Annotated in this window: 19 protein-coding genes and 1 pseudogene; 14 read left to right on the top strand and 6 right to left on the bottom strand. The window is 64.4% G+C overall.

From position 1 onward, the window contains the following. Window positions 1-291 (top strand): annotated as a pseudogene (locus tag IV088_RS12900) (argininosuccinate lyase); the annotation flags it as partial. A 114-nt stretch (window positions 292-405) separates the two neighbouring features. Next, window positions 406-1521, top strand: coding sequence for an HDOD domain-containing protein (locus tag IV088_RS12905; RefSeq protein ID WP_291102558.1), 1116 nt, complete (start codon window positions 406-408; stop codon window positions 1519-1521). Between the two features lie 13 nt (window positions 1522-1534). Here the strand turns inward: IV088_RS12905 and IV088_RS12910 are convergent, their stop codons facing one another. Then, complete coding sequence (locus IV088_RS12910) at window positions 1535-1870, bottom strand: DUF805 domain-containing protein (protein WP_291102515.1); 336 nt, start codon at window positions 1868-1870, stop codon at window positions 1535-1537. A 116-nt stretch (window positions 1871-1986) separates the two neighbouring features. Here IV088_RS12910 and IV088_RS12915 point away from each other — a divergent pair, with 116 nt between their 5' ends. The 6 genes from IV088_RS12915 (at window position 1987) to IV088_RS12940 (ending at window position 7272) form a co-directional block, all read left to right on the top strand. Next, window positions 1987-2496, top strand: a complete 510-nt coding sequence (locus IV088_RS12915; RefSeq protein WP_291102517.1) for a hemerythrin domain-containing protein — start codon at window positions 1987-1989, stop codon at window positions 2494-2496. 131 nt (window positions 2497-2627) lie between these two features. Further along, window positions 2628-3161: a DUF2867 domain-containing protein gene (locus tag IV088_RS12920; protein WP_291102519.1), complete on the top strand. Its 534-nt coding sequence runs from the start codon at window positions 2628-2630 to the stop codon at window positions 3159-3161. Between the two features lie 18 nt (window positions 3162-3179). After that, window positions 3180-3845 (top strand): phytanoyl-CoA dioxygenase family protein, encoded by a 666-nt coding sequence (locus tag IV088_RS12925; protein WP_291102522.1) that lies wholly within the window; start codon window positions 3180-3182, stop codon window positions 3843-3845. Between the two features lie 149 nt (window positions 3846-3994). After that, on the top strand, window positions 3995-5197 hold the full coding sequence (locus IV088_RS12930; RefSeq protein WP_291102525.1) for an ammonium transporter: 1203 nt from the start codon (window positions 3995-3997) through the stop codon (window positions 5195-5197). 90 nt (window positions 5198-5287) lie between these two features. Then, a complete protein-coding gene (locus IV088_RS12935) occupies window positions 5288-5650 on the top strand; it encodes a GFA family protein (protein WP_291102527.1) in 363 nt (120 codons plus the stop codon). 101 nt (window positions 5651-5751) lie between these two features. Next, entirely contained in the window at window positions 5752-7272 is a 1521-nt protein-coding gene (locus IV088_RS12940; protein WP_291102529.1) for an MFS transporter, read from the top strand. A 111-nt stretch (window positions 7273-7383) separates the two neighbouring features. On the opposite strand, the gene prfH is transcribed toward IV088_RS12940, so the two are convergent. Together prfH and IV088_RS12950 are read right to left on the bottom strand one after the other, a co-directional pair. Beyond that, entirely contained in the window at window positions 7384-8016 is a 633-nt protein-coding gene (prfH, locus tag IV088_RS12945; protein WP_291102532.1) for a peptide chain release factor H, read from the bottom strand. Further along, window positions 8013-9161 carry an RNA ligase RtcB family protein gene (locus IV088_RS12950; RefSeq protein WP_291102534.1) on the bottom strand — a complete coding sequence of 383 codons (1149 nt, stop codon included), beginning with the start codon at window positions 9159-9161 and terminating at the stop codon, window positions 8013-8015. Before IV088_RS12950 ends, prfH begins: the two co-directional genes overlap by 4 nt. 424 nt (window positions 9162-9585) lie before the next feature. Here IV088_RS12950 and IV088_RS12955 point away from each other — a divergent pair, with 424 nt between their 5' ends. Further along, window positions 9586-9945 (top strand): transcriptional regulator, encoded by a 360-nt coding sequence (locus IV088_RS12955; RefSeq protein ID WP_291102537.1) that lies wholly within the window; start codon window positions 9586-9588, stop codon window positions 9943-9945. Then, a complete protein-coding gene (locus IV088_RS12960) occupies window positions 9935-10216 on the top strand; it encodes a helix-turn-helix domain-containing protein (protein ID WP_291102540.1) in 282 nt (93 codons plus the stop codon). The genes IV088_RS12955 and IV088_RS12960 overlap by 11 nt, the downstream gene beginning before the upstream one ends. Window positions 10217-10277: 61 nt before the next feature. Here IV088_RS12960 and IV088_RS12965 read toward each other — a convergent pair whose 3' ends face one another. Continuing rightward, window positions 10278-10481 carry a YjfB family protein gene (locus IV088_RS12965; protein WP_291102541.1) on the bottom strand — a complete coding sequence of 68 codons (204 nt, stop codon included), beginning with the start codon at window positions 10479-10481 and terminating at the stop codon, window positions 10278-10280. Between the two features lie 51 nt (window positions 10482-10532). Here IV088_RS12965 and IV088_RS12970 point away from each other — a divergent pair, with 51 nt between their 5' ends. The 4 genes from IV088_RS12970 to IV088_RS12985 all read left to right on the top strand — a co-directional run bounded on the left by IV088_RS12970 (window position 10533) and on the right by IV088_RS12985 (window position 13905). After that, window positions 10533-11102 carry a hypothetical protein gene (locus IV088_RS12970; RefSeq protein WP_291102543.1) on the top strand — a complete coding sequence of 190 codons (570 nt, stop codon included), beginning with the start codon at window positions 10533-10535 and terminating at the stop codon, window positions 11100-11102. 15 nt (window positions 11103-11117) lie between these two features. After that, complete coding sequence (locus IV088_RS12975; RefSeq protein ID WP_291102546.1) at window positions 11118-11555, top strand: hypothetical protein; 438 nt, start codon at window positions 11118-11120, stop codon at window positions 11553-11555. A gap of 65 nt (window positions 11556-11620) precedes the next feature. Next, window positions 11621-12157 (top strand): GNAT family N-acetyltransferase, encoded by a 537-nt coding sequence (locus IV088_RS12980; protein ID WP_291102548.1) that lies wholly within the window; start codon window positions 11621-11623, stop codon window positions 12155-12157. A gap of 149 nt (window positions 12158-12306) precedes the next feature. Continuing rightward, window positions 12307-13905, top strand: coding sequence for a DUF4435 domain-containing protein (locus IV088_RS12985; RefSeq protein WP_291102550.1), 1599 nt, complete (start codon window positions 12307-12309; stop codon window positions 13903-13905). 89 nt (window positions 13906-13994) lie between these two features. On the opposite strand, the gene IV088_RS12990 is transcribed toward IV088_RS12985, so the two are convergent. After that, entirely contained in the window at window positions 13995-14576 is a 582-nt protein-coding gene (locus tag IV088_RS12990) for a TetR/AcrR family transcriptional regulator (RefSeq protein WP_291102553.1), read from the bottom strand. 139 nt (window positions 14577-14715) lie between these two features. Further along, on the bottom strand, window positions 14716-15473 hold a 758-nt coding region (locus tag IV088_RS12995; protein ID WP_291102555.1), incomplete at its 5' end, for a DUF2182 domain-containing protein.

Raw genomic sequence — 15473 nt, forward strand, 5'->3', positions numbered from 1 at the left:
AAGGGCTACGCCACCGCCACCGACCTGGCCGACTACCTGGTGAAAAAGGGCCTGCCCTTCCGGGACGCGCACGAAACCGTGGCCCACGCCGTGAAAGCCGCCACCAGCCACGCTTGCGACCTGTCCGAGCTGCCGCTGACCGTGCTGCAGGGCTTCAACGCTTCGATTGAAAAAGACGTGTACGAGTGCCTGAGCCTGCGCGGCAGCCTCAACGCCCGCAACACGCTGGGCGGCACCGCGCCGGCCCAGGTGCTGAGCCAGATCGCGCGCCACCGCACCCGGCTGGCCTGAGCGGCGCCACCGCCGGCAAAGCGCTCAAGACCGGGCGCGAAATGCCGATTCAAAGGACAAAGAAGTCTGTGTGCCGCACGGACAGCACCCTTTGAACGGAGGTTCGTCGTGCCCATGTTGATGATCTGGATGGCCGCGGTGCTCGCAGTCGCCGTGGCCTGGTGGTGGTTCCGCCGCGGACCGGCGAGGGCAGCCCCGTCCCCCGTGACCACGCAGCGCACCGCCGCGCCCCAGGGTCGCGCCACCTCCGTGCCCACCCTGCCAGCCACCGTCGCACCGGCGCCCGAACCCGAGCCGGCCGAGCTGCGGGCGTTTGAGTGGCTGCGCGAGCAGGACATGGACCCCGCCCAGCGCGAGACCCTGGTCGCGGCGATCAAGGGCATCCCCCGCCCTCCCCGCTCGATGCAGCAACTGCTGTCGCCCGAGTTCGTCGCCAGGGCCGGCTCGTCCGAGCTGAGCGAGCTGGTGATGGGCGAGCCGCTCATCGCCGCCAGGGTGCTCTCCACCGTCAATGCGCCGTTCTACGGCCTGCAAAAGCCGGTGACCAACATCGGCCAGGCGGTCACCTTTCTGGGCATGAACACCTTGCGCAGCATCTGCCTGCAATACATGCTGGCCGAGGCCTTCAAACCCAAGCTGGCCGAGGCGCAGCGCAGTTTCGACACCATCTGGCGCGCCAGCGCCGTGGCCAGCGAGCTCTGCGTTCGCCTGGGCAAGGCGCTCAACCTGCCCGACCAGGGCTCGTTGTCCACCCAGGTGGTGCTGAGTTTCGTCGGCCAGCTCGCCACGGCCTCGCTGCTGCCCGCCTCGGGCCTGGAGCACTGGCTCTCCCGCGGCCGGCTGGAACGCGCCCGGATGGAGCAGGAACGGCTCGGCCTCAACGCCAGCGAGATCGGTTGCCTGTTGATGAAGACCTGGGAGCTGCCCGCCGGCCTCGTCAACGACGTCAGCGGCCTGGGCCAGCAACTCGTGACCTCGTGCATGACCACCGATCCGGTGCGCGCGCCCCGTCTGGCGCTCGGCTACCTGTGCGCGCGCCTGGGCGAGCGCCTGGCGCTGGGCCAGCTGGGCACGCTGGAAGGCTACGACGTGAAGCTGGACGCCAATGTGGACACCTTCCACCTGCGGGCCGCCCTGGCCCACCCGAGCCTGGCCCGACTGGACCAGGCCCTGGCCGCGCCCGAGCTGCAGACCGCGGTGCTGCAGATGATGGGCCGGCAGGCGGCCTGAATCCGGCCCGCCCTTACAGGGTGGGCGCCGGGCCGAAGGCGTTGTCGCCTTCGCTGGGCTGCACGGCCCAGTAAATCAGCACCAGCCAGCCGATCAGCGGGATCAGGGCAATCAGTTGCCACCAGCCGCTCTTGCCGATGTCGTGCAGGCGGCGGGCGCCCACGGCGATCGAGGGCAGCAGCGTGGCCAGCGAGAACAGGTTGCCGATCGTGCCCAGCCTGAGCACGCCCATGACGATGGCCACCGCAAACACAAACAGCACCCACCACCAGTATTCCGAACGCGTGGCGCGCCCCTCGAAGCCCACGTATTTGCTGAAACAGGTCTTGACCGCGTCGACAAAATTCATCTCGTCCTCCAGACGGTGTTGGTGAGCCGGCATGATAGTCCCGAGCCCCCGGTGGCCGCCTCCCGCTTGACCTCCATCAAGCACCGCCCATCCCGAAACCGCTACAGTCTCGCCCCATGGACACCACCGCCACCCCAGAAGCCCCGATCTCGGCCGCCACCGGCCTGACCTGGAACCCCCAGCTGCACACCGGCGATCACCGCATGGACGACACCCACGAAGAGTTCGTGGACATGCTCAACCGGCTGCTGGCCACGCCGCCCGGCGAACAACTGCCGCTCTACCGCGAGTTCGTGGCGCACACGGTCGAGCACTTCGCGCAGGAAGAGCGCTGGATGCTGGCCACCGGCTTCTCGGCCGACAACTGCCACGCCTCGCACCACGCCACGATCCTGGAAACCCTCAACGCCGTGGTCGACCATTACCAGCAGGGCGACACCGAGATCATCAGCCGCCTGGCCGAGGCCCTGGTCGAGTGGTTCCCGCAGCACGCCGCGAGCATGGACGCCGGCCTGGCGCTGCACATGAAAGATGTGGGCTTCGACAGCCGCACCGAAACCCTGGCCGACCCGGACCGTGTCAAGCCCGCCACCATGAGCGGTTGCGGCAGCGTGAGCTGCAGCTGAGCGGACTGCGCTCCCCCGCCGAGCCACCCCGCGGGGTGGCTTTTTTGTGGGCGTGCCGCCGCTGGCTATAGTCGGCTCAGCGACCGCACCCAGCCCCTCGGCCGGGTGGTCGGCCCCGCAGGGAGCCCCCGATGAACACCCCCACCGAAACCAGCCCTCCCTCCGGCAGCCGCATCGCCGGACGCCTGGAGGGCGCCGACTTCTTTGACGCCTGGTCCATCGACGCCACCGACCCCTCGCTCAGCGCCCTCCGTCAGTTTCTCAAGGCCGTGCAGGCCACGCCGCGCTGGGTCGACGCCTGCATGAGCCTGCGCAACCGCGCGGTGCAACTCGTCGGCCTCAAGAACCTCGGCGAGCTGTCGGAAATCAACCCCGCCAAGCCCGACGCCGACTACCGGCCCGGCGACCGCGTGGGCATCTTCACGCTGATCGAAAACACGCCCGACGAGGTGCTGCTCGGCGACCGCGACAAACACCTGGACGTGGTGCTTTCGGTGCACTGCGCTCGCCCGACCGGCCAGCCGGTGCGCGTCACCGTCACCACCGTCGTGCACACCAAGAACCGGCTCGGCCGGCTCTACATGCTGCCGGTCAAGCCCATGCACCGGCTGATTTCGCCCAGCGTGCTGCGGGCCATCGGCGCGCCGGTCCCGGCGGCGGCCTGATCGTTTCCTGCCCGGATGATGCCCACCGAAGATGTCGAGCGCGCGGGCTTTGCCTGGGTCAAGGCCGTCCTCTCGCCAGATGAGTGCACCGCGCTGGGCGGGCGTCTGCACGGCGCCTCCAGCGGCCCGGGTGCGCGCGAGCTGATCAGCCAGGGTTGGTGCGCAGCACTGGCCGACCGGCTGCGCCGTCACCCCGCGCTGTCGCCCGCCATCGGCAGCGACGCCGTGGCCTTGCAATGCCTCTTCTTTGAAAAGTCGGCCGAACACAACTGGCTGGTGGCGGTGCACCAGGACCTGGGCTTTCCGGTGCATGAGCGGGTGGCGCACCCGGACTGGCGGGCGTGGTCGGTCAAGGGCGGCACGCCGTATGTGCAACCACCGGTGGCCGTGCTCGAACAGCTGATGGCGGTGCGCCTCCATCTCGATCCCTGTGGCCCCGAAGACGGCCCGCTCTGGGTCGTGCCGGGCACCCACCGCCAGGGCATCGTCGCGCCGCAGGCTGCGGTCGAGCTGCGTCCACACGAGTTGCCTTGCCCCGCGCAACCCGGCGACGCCCTGCTGATGCGCCCGCTGCTGCTCCACCGCTCGTCCAAGGCCACCGGCCAGAGCCGGCGCCGGGTGCTGCAATTCGTGTTCGGCCCCCGCCACCCACCCCACGGCGTTCGCTGGCGCCACACGGCCTGACGCCGCCACAAGGCACCCATCCAGTGCGATGCGCACCATAGTGGAACGATTGGCCTGATTTTTGCTACTGCTTGGTGCGATTCGCCATGCAGACCCTGTTTTGGCGCTTTCAACGCACCAATACCAGCTTTTCTGCACGGAGACACTTCATGGACGCACTCAAACAGGGCGCTGACGCCCTGTTCATCCTGCTCGGCGGCATCATGGTCCTGGCCATGCACGCGGGGTTCGCCTTCCTCGAACTCGGCACGGTCCGCAAAAAGAACCAGGTCAACGCCCTGGTCAAGATCCTGGTGGATTTTTCGGTCTCCACCATCGCCTACTTCGTCGTCGGCTACGGCGTGGCCTACGGCGCCTCGTTCTTCGTGGGCGCCGAAACGCTGGCGCAGAAAAACGGCTACGAGCTGGTGAAGTTCTTCTTCCTGCTCACCTTCGCGGCCGCCATCCCGGCCATCATTTCAGGCGGCATCGCTGAGCGCGCCAAGTTCTGGCCGCAACTGATCGCCACGGCCGTCATCGTCGGCCTGGTCTACCCGTTCTTTGAGGGCATCGCCTGGAACGGCCACTTCGGCGTGCAGGCCTGGATCACCGCCACCACCGGTTTCGCCTTCCACGACTTCGCCGGCTCCGTGGTGGTGCACGCGGTGGGCGGCTGGATCGCGCTGCCCGCGGTCATCTTCCTGGGCGCCCGCGCCAACCGCTACCGCAAGGACGGCGGCATCTCGGCCCACCCGCCGTCGAGCATCCCCTTCCTCGCGCTGGGCGCGTGGATCCTCTGCGTGGGCTGGTTCGGCTTCAACGTCATGAGCGCACAGACGCTGGACAAGATCTCGGGCCTCGTCGCCGTCAACTCGCTCATGGCCATGGTCGGCGGCACACTGGCCGCGCTGATCGCCGGCAAGAACGACCCGGGCTTCGTGCACAACGGCCCGCTGGCCGGCCTGGTGGCCGTGTGCGCGGGCTCCGACCTGATGCACCCGATGGGCGCGCTGGTGGTGGGCGCGGTGGCGGGCGCGCTCTTCGTGGGCATGTTCACGCTGACGCAGAACCGCTGGAAGATCGACGACGTGCTGGGCGTCTGGCCCCTGCACGGCCTGTGCGGCACCTGGGGCGGCCTCGCCGCCGGCATTTTCGGCCAGCAGGCGCTGGGCGGCCTGGGCGGCGTGAGCTTCACGGCGCAACTGATCGGCACCGCCCTGGGCGTGGCCTGGGCGCTGCTCGGTGGCGTGGTGGTGTACGGCACGCTCAAGACGGTCATGGGCCTGCGCCTGAGCCCGGAAGAGGAATACGACGGCGCCGACCTGACCATCCACAAGATCAGCGCCACGCCGGACCGGGAAGTGAGCTGGTAAAGCCCGCCTGCGGCGACAGGCTGTCGAAAACAGGGTACGGTGGCCGTCGTGGTGTGTGGGGGCCGTCCCCGAACCCACCACGCCGACACCATGACCACCACCGCCACCACCCACACCGGCAGCTGCCACTGCGGCCGCATCGCCTTTGAAGTCCAGGGCGAAATCGACAGCGCCCTCGCCTGCAACTGCTCCATCTGCTCGCGCAAGGGCTCGCTGCTCTGGTTCGTGCCGCGCGCCAGCCTGGTGCTGAAGACGCCCGAGGACGCGGCCTCGACCTACCTGTTCAACCAGCACGTGATCCGCCACCGCTTCTGCCCGGTCTGCGGCATCCACCCCTACGGCGAAGGCACCGACCCCAAGGGCAACGCCATGGCGGCGATCAACCTGCGCTGCATCGACGGCATCGACCTCGCCGCCATCCCTGTGCACCACTTCGACGGCAAAAGCCTCTGAACGCCGGGGCACCCGTCGCCCACCGTCCCTGCCGCCCCCTTCCGCACAGGCCACCGCCAGCCGCCCCGGCTGAACCAGGCCCGTGCCCAGCCGCCGATCCCATGAGCCATTCCCCGCCCACCCTGCTGGATGCCCCGCCCGCCAAGGCCACCCGCCGCGAGTGGTGGGGCCTGGCCATGATCGCCCTGCCCTGCCTGGTCTACGCGATGGACCTCACGGTGCTCAACCTGGCCGTGCCCGCGCTCAGCCGGGCGCTGGCACCCAGCGCTTCGCAGCTGCTGTGGATCATCGACATCTACGGCTTTTTCGTCGCTGGCTTCCTGATCACCATGGGCACGCTGGGCGACCGCATCGGGCGCCGCCGCCTGCTGCTGATCGGCGCGGCCTGCTTTGCCGTGGCCTCGGTGCTGGCCGCGTTCGCGCGCACCCCCGCCGAGCTGATCGTGCTGCGCGCGCTGCTGGGCATCGCCGGCGCCACGCTGGCACCGTCCACGCTCTCGCTGATCCGCAACATGTTTCACGACGAGACGCAGCGCCAGTTCGCCATCGGCGTGTGGATCACCGCGTTTTCGGTCGGCAGCGCCATCGGCCCGCTGGTGGGCGGCTGGCTGCTGGAGCACTTCTGGTGGGGCTCGGTGTTCCTGCCCGCCGTGCCGGTGATGGCCCTGCTGCTGGTGCTCGGACCGCGCCTGCTGCCCGAGTACCGCGACGAGAACGCCGGCCGCATCGACGCGCCGAGCGTGCTGCTCTCGCTGACCGCCGTGCTCAGCCTGATCTACGCCGTCAAGGCCATGGCCGAACACGGGCCGAGCGGGGGGCGGCTCGCGTTGCTGCTCGCCGGGCTGGCTGTCGGCATCGCGTTCGTGCGGCGCCAGAAGCGCATTGACTACCCGCTGCTCGAACTGCGGCTGTTCGCCATCCCCAGCTTCCGCACGGCCATCATGGCCTACGGGCTGTCGTGCCTGGCCATGTTCGGCATCTACATCTTCATTGCGCAGCACCTGCAGATGGTGCTGGCGCTCTCGCCGCTGCAGGCCGGCTGGGCCACGGTGCCGTGGGCGGGCGGCTTCGTGTTCGGCTCCATGGTGCTGACGCCCTGGCTGGCGCGGCGTTTCGGGCCCGGGCCGGTGATGGTGTGGTGCCTCGCGGCGGCCGCGGCCGGCATGCTGCTGATGGTGTGGGCCGACGGCCCCTGGGCGCTGTGGGTGCTGGTGGCCGGCATGGTCGTGGTCAGCCTGGGCATGGCGCCGGTGTTCGCCATCGGCACCGAGCAGATCATCACCTCGGCACCACCCGAACGCGCGGGCGCCGCCTCGGCCATCGCCGAAACCAGCTCGGAATTCTGTGGCGCACTGGGCATCGCGCTGTTCGGCAGCGCGGGCACGCTGATCTACCGCCAACAGCTCGCGCAGACTGCCGGCCAGGGCCTGCCCCCGGAAGCCATGGCCACCCTGGGCGGCGCCCTCGCGGTGGCCGAACGCCTGCCCGCCGAAGCGGCGCAAACGCTGACCTTGATGGCCCGCGCCGCCTTCACCGACGCGCTGCAGTTCACCGCGCTCACCGGCAGCGCGCTGGTGCTGCTGGCCAGCGTGCTGGCGGCGCGCATGCTGAGGCGGCGGTAGCGGGGGCGCTGGCATCCCGCCAGCGGGTTGAGCTGCGTCCACCCGCACAAAAACAATGGACAAAGGGAGCCGCTCCCTCCACACAGGAGTGAGCGGCCCAAGACAGGGTGCCTACACCTCAACAAACCCCTCCCCCCGAAACGTGCGGGTCGCATTCCCGCGCTCCACGCCGTGGTGCTGGCGCCAGCGTTGGTGGCGGGCGGCGCTGGCGGCGTCGTCCGCCTGGGCCGCCAGCTTGTGCGCCAGCAGGGCGCGCGCGAGGCGCTTGTTGGCGTGCTGGCTGCGCTCGGTCTGCACCTTCACGCTCAGGCCGGTGGGCACGTGCGTGGCGCGCACGGCCGAATCGGTCTTGTTGACGTGCTGGCCGCCCGGCCCGCTGGCGCGCAGGGTTTCGAAGCGCAGGTCTTTGTCGTGCAGCGGCTCGCCGGTCGCACCCGGCGCATCGGTCTCGAAGACCTCCACCCCGATGAACCAGTTCTTGCGCTTGTGCCCCGGCCGGTAAGGGCTGGGGCAGCTCCATTGCACGCTGCCGCTCCAGCGCGAGGCCAGGGCCAGCGCCTGCGCACCTTCCAGCGCCAGCAGCACCGAGCGGAAGTTGCCGGGCACCTCGCTGGGCACATGCTCCAGCAGCTCGGCGCCGACCCCGGCGTTCTCGCACTCGCGCAGCAGCTGCGCCAGCGCCTTGCGCACGGCCAAGCAGCATTCTTCAGGCCCCGTGTTGGCGGTGAGTTGAAGCAAGATCATTCGCAACACTCCCCACGGGTCTTGTAGGTCAGCACCGGCTTGGTCCGGGCCAGCAGCTCGATCAGGCCCGCCCCCACCAGCGACTGCACCACGCTGTCGATGCCTTTGTAGGCCTGGGGCGCTTCCTCGTAGATCAGTTGCCGGTCGTTGCAGATCACGCGGCTGCCCAACGCCGTGCGCCCCATCTGCGTGGGCGTCATCAGCTTGAACAGGCGGTCCTTGCAGGCCGAGCGAATCCACTTGCGCCCCGCCCCGTGCGCCAGCGACAACAAGGTCTCGTGGCACAAGCGCGTCGGCCGCACCAGGTGGCTGTGGTCCCCGCGCGAGCCGGGAATCAACACCGGCCCGGCGTCCGACGGCGTCGCGCCCTTGCGGTGCAGCCAGCCCGCCTGCCCGTCGATGACGGACGGCGCCACGAAGTTGTGGTGCACGTCCAGCAGGCAACGGCCCTCGGCCCGCACATTGCCCAGCAGCCGCTGCGCCACCAGCTGGCGGTTGCAGCGCGCGTAGCGCAAGGCCGCGTCGTGCTGCGCCAGGCAGGCGGCAGCCTCGGGCGTGTCGGCCTCCAGACCGCGGTGCCCGAAGGCATCGACATGCTGGCGCAGGACGCGCTCGCCCAAGCCCCGCGAGCCGCTGTGCACCAAGAGCAGCAGCCGCTGCCTGTCGATGCCCAGCGCGGCCAGGGCCTCGGGCGCATGCACCATGTCTACCTGCTGAAACTCAGCGAAGTGGTTGCCACCGCCAATGGTGCCCAGCGAGGCCTCGTGGCCACTGGGCTGAACCCCGGTGTCCGACATGGCTTGCGCCCGCGCATCCGCGTCGTCCATCGGACCATCGATGTTGCCCACGCGCTTCTCCAGCTTGTCCAGCCGGACCGTGCTCGCCTGCACGTCGGTCTGCCACAGCGCCATGCCGCAGCCGATGTCGTTGCCCACCAGCGCGGGATAAAAACGCTGTACCGAGAAAAACGCAGCGCCCACCGGGTAGCCGCGACCGGGGTGCAGATCGGGCATGCCAGCGACGCGCTGCATGCCCTCGAGTTGTGACGTGGTGATCAGCTGCGCCATGGCAGCGTCTTCCATCCACGTCGTGTCGGACGCGACCACGCAGGCGCGGTCCGACAGCTTCTTGACAAAATTGCCCATGAAAAATCCAGATTCAAAAAACGTTGAAACCGGACCGGGACAGACGCGCGCACACCACGACCGCGCTGCCGACGCTTTTGCGTCAGGCAGCGCCGTGGGGCGCGGAACAAAAAGTGGGGGAGGCTTAACCGACGGTTAAACCGAAAGCCCCGCCACCGCTGACCCAGCCCACAGGGAGGTCGTGTTCTTATGCATGTTGTGCTCCTGGTGGGGTGGAAAAAAGGGTGGGGTCGCCGCGCTCGGAAGGTCAACGGGGACCTCGGCAAAACGGCGAGGGACGAACTGTAGCGGGAGTTGCGTGCATGGGGGAAGCAACGTCTGCGGGGACTGACGCCTTTTTGCGACAGGTGAGGCGCGACCCATCGCAAGGTGAATTCAAGGCCAAACGCACCCGCAAGCACAATGCGCCCTCAGGGAGGAATCTATGTCAATCATGGACGAAAGTACGGCAATGCCGTATAGTTGCGCGACACGAACCGTGGCCGAAACCCCGGTGTTCCAGCGCTACGCAGCCGATGTGTGGAGCGATGACGAACGCATCGAGTTCATCAACTGGATCGCCGTCAACCCCACCTCGGGCGACGTCATTCCGGGCAGCGGCGGCTGTCGCAAGGTTCGCTGGGCCAGTTCGGGGCGCGGCAAGCGCGGCGGAGCCCGGGTGATCTATTTCAACGCAACCGATCAAACGATCTGGCTGCTCATCGTGTACGCAAAGGCCAAGTTCGACAACTTGCCAACCGAGTTCCTGGCTCAACTGAAACAAGGAGTTGAAGATGCCCACTGAAATGGAAACCTTCCAGCGCGATCTGCTCGAATCCGTCCAGCAGATGCGCAAAGGCAAGGCCGCGCGGGTGACCAAGGTTCAGTTGCCGCAGGCCGCCGAAGCACGGTCCAAGGTCGGGTTGTCGCAGCAAGACTTCGCCACCTTGCTGGGGGTGTCACCGCGCACCCTGCAAGACTGGGAACAAGGCCGCCGCGAACCCACCGGTGCAGCGAAGACGCTGTTGCGCGTGGCCATGGCGCACCCTGAGGTGCTGATCGAAATGCAACGCTGATGCGCTCGGAAAGGAAACCGCCTGCGCCACAGACAGGTTTCCTTTCGGCCTGTGCGTGGCATCAAGCCATCGTATTGACCTGCGTCCCCACCGATCCACTGCCCGCCAGCGGCAGATTGCCCGCCACGGCGTTCAGCAACGCCGCCGACGCCGACTCCTGCATGTCCAGGGCTTTTTTCAGCACGTTGATTTGCACGTCCTGCGTGGTCTGGTTGTTGCGCGTCTGGAGCACGCGGTCCACGAGCAAGGCGGGTGAGACATCCATGGTGAATCCTTGAGAGGTGTTGAGTGCTTATCGGCCCGCAAGGCGGGCAGCTTGAGCAGCCCGTACTGCGGACACCTCCGGGGACTTGATGTGCGCCAACGCGGGCGGCCATCCATCGCGCTGGCCAAGCCAACCCCGTCCCCAGCAGCGGTATCCTTTCCCAACATTCACATCACAGGGAGATTCACCATGAAACTGCTTTCGCGCGCCATCGCCGCCATCGCTCTCGTGCTCGCCGCTGCGTCGGCCTCAGCTCAGGGCGTTCCGACCATTGAAGATCTCAAAAAGGCGACCGACGCCGCCATGGAAACCGTGGGCCGTGGCGACCTCGCCGGTGGACTCAAAAGCATTCAGCCGCTCTTTGTGGTGAGCAATGCGGAGTTCGAGAGCACAGCGGGGCAGGCGAACCTGGCGTTTTCGGTTTGGTCCACCCGTTTCGGTGCGTCAAGGGGCCACGAATTCATCGAAGAAAAGCGCCTGGGCAGCTCCCTGGTGCGGCTGACCTACATCCACAAATTCGACTTGCACGCCACCCGATGGCAGTTCTACAGCTACCGGGGAAAGAGTGGCTGGACCATCAGCACGCTCAATTTCGACGACAAGCTTCAAGACCTGTTCTGACGACCCATGGCGCCCTTGACCGCCACATTCTGGAATGAGTCCCAAGGCACCTGCGACTGCTGTGGGCAGACCACGAAAACCATCTGGGGCGACCTCTCGGACGACGATGGAACGCACGCCATCTACTACGTCCAGTGGACGGTCGGCTCACCCCAGCACTTCCCGAACATCGACCTCATCATTGGCCCCTGGGGCGAGGGCACCCAGGCCAGCCAGCGGCAACTCGTGTGCCTTCGCTTCCGCCCCTCGCCCAATGGCGGTTCCTTCATGGTGGTGGACGGAGGCGACCGGCACCACTCCAGGGCCGGACTCTGTGGCCGTGGCCTGGGCAGAAACGAGATCGTCGGCACACCGCTGGCTCCGCAGGTGTTTCAGCTGGTGGACACGCTGTGGCTCACTGAGCCGCGCATCGAAGACATCAAGGCGCTCTGCACCCTGTTGCCTCCTTCGTAACAAACCGTACACAATGGCCGCAGAGCCATCAGCCCACAGCAACGCCACCCAGGGAGGGAACCCACATGAACGACGCACAGCCGCGCCCGTTCCACATCCGCATCGACCGCGAACTCACGCACCCGCAGGTGATCGCCCTGCTGGAGGAGCATCTCGCCGGCATGCGCGCCGAGTCGCCGCCCGAGTGCGTGTTCGCGCTGGACCTCGACGGCCTGCGCCGGCCGGAGATCACCTTCCTTACCGCCTGGCGCCCCGCGCCTTCTGATTCACCCGGCGGCGAAGACGAACTGCTCGCCATGGGTGCCATCAAGGAACTGGCGCCCACCACCGCGTTAGGTGGCGGCCACGGCGAACTCAAGTCCATGCGCACCAGCGCGCGCCACCTTCGCCAGGGCGCCGCCCAAGCCATCCTCACCGAACTGCTCGCCCTCGCGCGGCAGCGCGGCTACGCGCGGGTGAGTTTGGAAACCGGCAGCACGCCGGCGTTTGAACCGGCTATTCGCATGTACCGGCAGTTCGGCTTTGTGGAATGCGGGCCGTTTGCGGATTACCGGGAGGATCCGTTTAGTCGGTTTATGGCAATACAACTGGAGGAACTTTGAAAGTGCGCCAACGAACCCCGGGACCGAAGAGTGCGACGCAAAGTTATACCCTAGCTTGCCGATAGTCGGTTCATCATTCTCTGACCAAAAATTAATGCATACGATGTCGTATTGCCAAAGATAAACCAATATCTCCTCAAAATAATTCCATGGAAACGAAAATTTTTATCCTCCCAAGAGAAAACGGCAATACAGAGTCCATTCAGACAACACAAAGTATTTTACTTGTTGGCGCCAATGGTTCTGGAAAAACACGGTTAGGCACTTGGGTTGAAATAACATCTCCACAAAGGGAGTTGGTGCATAGAATTTCTGCTCAAAAATCTTTGACCATGCCTGACTCAAGCACTCCTCAGTCAATCGAACAGGCGGAAAAAAATCTTCTTTTTGGGAATCCCGGCTGGGGCTATCAGCAAAAAACTAGCAAGTGGAACAACAAACCAGCGACAGGCTTTTTAAGCGACTATGAAAAACTAATGGTGTATTTATTCTCCGATGAAACAGAAGAGAATGCAAAGTTTAAAATTGCCTGTAAAGCTCAAGAAATTAGGGTGGAGCCACCGACAACCAAAATTGATCGCGTCAAAGAGATCTGGGAAAAAATACTCCCACACAGAGAGTTAATTATTGGCGGCCTAAGAATTCAAACAAAAATAAAAGGACAAGAAGGAAATATATACAACTCTTCCGAGATGAGTGATGGTGAACGTGTTATTTTTTACCTTATTGGTCAATGCCTAGCCGCCCCAAGAAATGGGATAATAGTAATTGACGAGCCTGAACTACATCTTCATAAGTCAGTACAAGCTCCTCTCTGGACTGAGATCGAGAAACTTCGCGATGATTGCCTTTTTGTATATTTAACACACGATGTTGATTTTGCAGCCGCAAAGGAGGCCGCTAAGATTGTTTGGCTAAAATCCTTTGACGGACAGAGTTGGCAATGGGAAATCATCAATGAAGACGAAAATCTACCTGATGCGTTATTAGTCGAAGTATTGGGAAGTAGAAAACCCGTTGTCTTTGTTGAGGGCGAAAACGGTAGTTATGACGTTAGTCTTTATAGAGAATTGCTCTCGAACTATCTCGTGATTCCAAGGGGAAGCTGCTCCCAAGTAATTCAATCAGTCAAAGCATTGAAAGCAAACACTCAGCTTCACCATTTGGACACCTTTGGAATTATTGATCGAGACAGAAGAGTACAAGCAGAAATCGGCAAACTTGAACAAGACTCAGTTTACGTACTCGAAGTTGCCGAGGTTGAAAACTTATTCTGCACAAGAGAAGTTCTTGAGATAGTTAGCAAAAGGTTAGGCCGTGACGCTACAGAGGACTTTCAAAAAGTCTCTCATGCGATTTTTAGCAAACTGCATACCGAGCTCGAAGCACAAGTGTCAATGCGAGTTGCCAGCGAGATTAAATTTCAATTAAATATGTTTGATGCAACCCAAAAAGGCGCAGCCAACATTAATGCAGCACTTCAAAGTCTGATAGCCAATATTGATGTCAATCAGATATATTCCAATACATTAGCTTTATATAGTCAAGCACTTCAGAACAAAAACTACGAAAGTTTACTTTCACTCTACAATCGAAAGTCACTTTCATCGCAGATCAGTAATTCTCTAGGACTTGCCAACGGCAGCCTACCAGAAACGGTGGTTAGGCTAACAAAAGGCGACTGTAGAGAAGCAATTAAGAATGCATTGAAGCCATATTTTGGGAATTTTCAGCAGCATATGGAATAAGTTTTCGTGCGTAATGCGCAACGGGGTCAGGTCTTGCCTTTTGCCCCATACCCTGCAAGGCGATCCGTCAAACCTCGGCCACAATCAGCTCACCCCGCCACCGGCGCCAGCCAAGCGCGCAAGTAAGGCTGCAGCCGAGCCTTCATGGACTTGTCTTTGTGCAGCGCACAGAAGTTCAGCGCCAGGGTCTGCACCAGAAAGGCCTCCAGGCCTTCAACCAGGATCTCGACCGGCACGTCTTTGCGGAACGATCCCTGGGCCAGCCACGGGCCCATGAGTTCGCCCAGCCGGCCGAAGGTGCTGGCAATGGGGCCGATCTCTTCCACCGCCATGGCGCCCGAGCGGCGCAGGATGACGTCGAACACATAGCGCTCGGACGACATCAGCTCCACCAGAGGCATCAAGCACTGGGCCAGCTGGTCTGTGTCGCGCGGCGCTGGGCCGGTCGCCATGCCGTCGAGCAGGCTGTTGATGCGCTCGCCGATGAGCAGGTCCATCAGTTCGTCTTTGTCCTTGAAGTGCGCATAAAACGTGCCCTTGGCCACGCCTGCGCGCTGCACGCCCCCTTCGATGCGCAGGGCCTCGAAGCCTTTTTCGGCCACGAGTTGATCCGCCACCGAGGTCAGTCTGGAGCGGGTTTCGAGGGTTCGCTGCTGGACGGCTTTTTTCATGGTGCGTGGGCGGCCATAAAGTGACCTCGGGCCAACAGGATCAAGTCTTGCCTTTTGCCTTAGCGCCCACGCCGGTCCTGTGATACCCCCTTGGGAGGGTTGTGTCTTCCAGGGGGCCCGTCATCGGCCGCCAGGCTTTTCAAGCGTGGGTGGCCACCAGCACTGCCGCCCACAACAACAGCGCAACGCCGAGCGGTGTGCTGAGGCGCCGACCCCAGGACACGTTTTTTTCGATGGCCATCACGGCCGCGAGAAGGAGCATCCAGCCGAGGCTGCCGGTGCCGACCGCGAACATCAAGAGCATCAGTGCCCAGCAGCAGCCGACGCAGAACAGGCCGTGGTGCGCACCCAGCGCGAACGCCTGCCGCGCCTGCGCCTGCCCGCGCCAATGCTCGATCACGAAGCTCAAGGGCGTGCGGCACTTTTCAAGGCAGCGGTATTTCAGCTTGCTGAACTGAAAGGCACCGGCCAGCGCAATGGTCGCAGCACCGATCAGCCAGCCGTGCCAGGCCAGCGTGGGCACGCTGGCCAGCAGGGACAGCACCGCGCTGTGCAGCGCGTGCGCCAGCAGCCCGAAGGCGCCCCACACCGCCATGTAACCCAGGCCCAGCAGCAGCAACAGGCGGCCGTGGTCCGGGCGCTCGGCCGTCAGCCGGTCGAAGGTGTTGAACAGGGGCAGGGTGGTGGGCAGCATCATGGCCGTGGTCATGAGGATCCACGCTGCTGCGTAGAGCACCATGGGCACGACCACATCGCCGGCGGGCACGATGCGGCAAAGAAACGCCGCCGGACCTGAGGCCGTCCAGTCAGCGTGTTCGAGATAGCGCCCATAAGGGCTGCCTGCCCACGCCCACAGCGCCATCCACGCGAGCGCAATCAGCGCGACCAGCACGGGCA

This window comes from Hydrogenophaga sp., from assembly GCF_018780075.1.
Taxonomy (GTDB): domain Bacteria; phylum Pseudomonadota; class Gammaproteobacteria; order Burkholderiales; family Burkholderiaceae_C; genus Hydrogenophaga.

Bases quoted from the DNA above. Each gene is read 5' to 3' on its own strand.
- IV088_RS12940 (WP_291102529.1), top strand. From the start codon at position 5,752: ATGAGCCATTCCCCGCCCACCCTGCTGGATGCCCCGCCCGCCAAGGCC.
- IV088_RS12905 (WP_291102558.1), top strand. From the start codon at position 406: ATGTTGATGATCTGGATGGCCGCGGTGCTCGCAGTCGCCGTGGCCTGG.
- IV088_RS12965 (WP_291102541.1), bottom strand. From the start codon at position 10,481: ATGGATGTCTCACCCGCCTTGCTCGTGGACCGCGTGCTCCAGACGCGC.
- IV088_RS12935 (WP_291102527.1), top strand. From the start codon at position 5,288: ATGACCACCACCGCCACCACCCACACCGGCAGCTGCCACTGCGGCCGC.
- IV088_RS12990 (WP_291102553.1), bottom strand. From the start codon at position 14,576: ATGAAAAAAGCCGTCCAGCAGCGAACCCTCGAAACCCGCTCCAGACTG.
- IV088_RS12925 (WP_291102522.1), top strand. From the start codon at position 3,180: ATGCCCACCGAAGATGTCGAGCGCGCGGGCTTTGCCTGGGTCAAGGCC.
- prfH (WP_291102532.1), bottom strand. From the start codon at position 8,016: ATGATCTTGCTTCAACTCACCGCCAACACGGGGCCTGAAGAATGCTGC.
- IV088_RS12955 (WP_291102537.1), top strand. From the start codon at position 9,586: ATGTCAATCATGGACGAAAGTACGGCAATGCCGTATAGTTGCGCGACA.
- IV088_RS12910 (WP_291102515.1), bottom strand. From the start codon at position 1,870: ATGAATTTTGTCGACGCGGTCAAGACCTGTTTCAGCAAATACGTGGGC.
- IV088_RS12950 (WP_291102534.1), bottom strand. From the start codon at position 9,161: ATGGGCAATTTTGTCAAGAAGCTGTCGGACCGCGCCTGCGTGGTCGCG.
- IV088_RS12980 (WP_291102548.1), top strand. From the start codon at position 11,621: ATGAACGACGCACAGCCGCGCCCGTTCCACATCCGCATCGACCGCGAA.
- IV088_RS12915 (WP_291102517.1), top strand. From the start codon at position 1,987: ATGGACACCACCGCCACCCCAGAAGCCCCGATCTCGGCCGCCACCGGC.
- IV088_RS12960 (WP_291102540.1), top strand. From the start codon at position 9,935: ATGCCCACTGAAATGGAAACCTTCCAGCGCGATCTGCTCGAATCCGTC.
- IV088_RS12930 (WP_291102525.1), top strand. From the start codon at position 3,995: ATGGACGCACTCAAACAGGGCGCTGACGCCCTGTTCATCCTGCTCGGC.
- IV088_RS12985 (WP_291102550.1), top strand. From the start codon at position 12,307: ATGGAAACGAAAATTTTTATCCTCCCAAGAGAAAACGGCAATACAGAG.
- IV088_RS12920 (WP_291102519.1), top strand. From the start codon at position 2,628: ATGAACACCCCCACCGAAACCAGCCCTCCCTCCGGCAGCCGCATCGCC.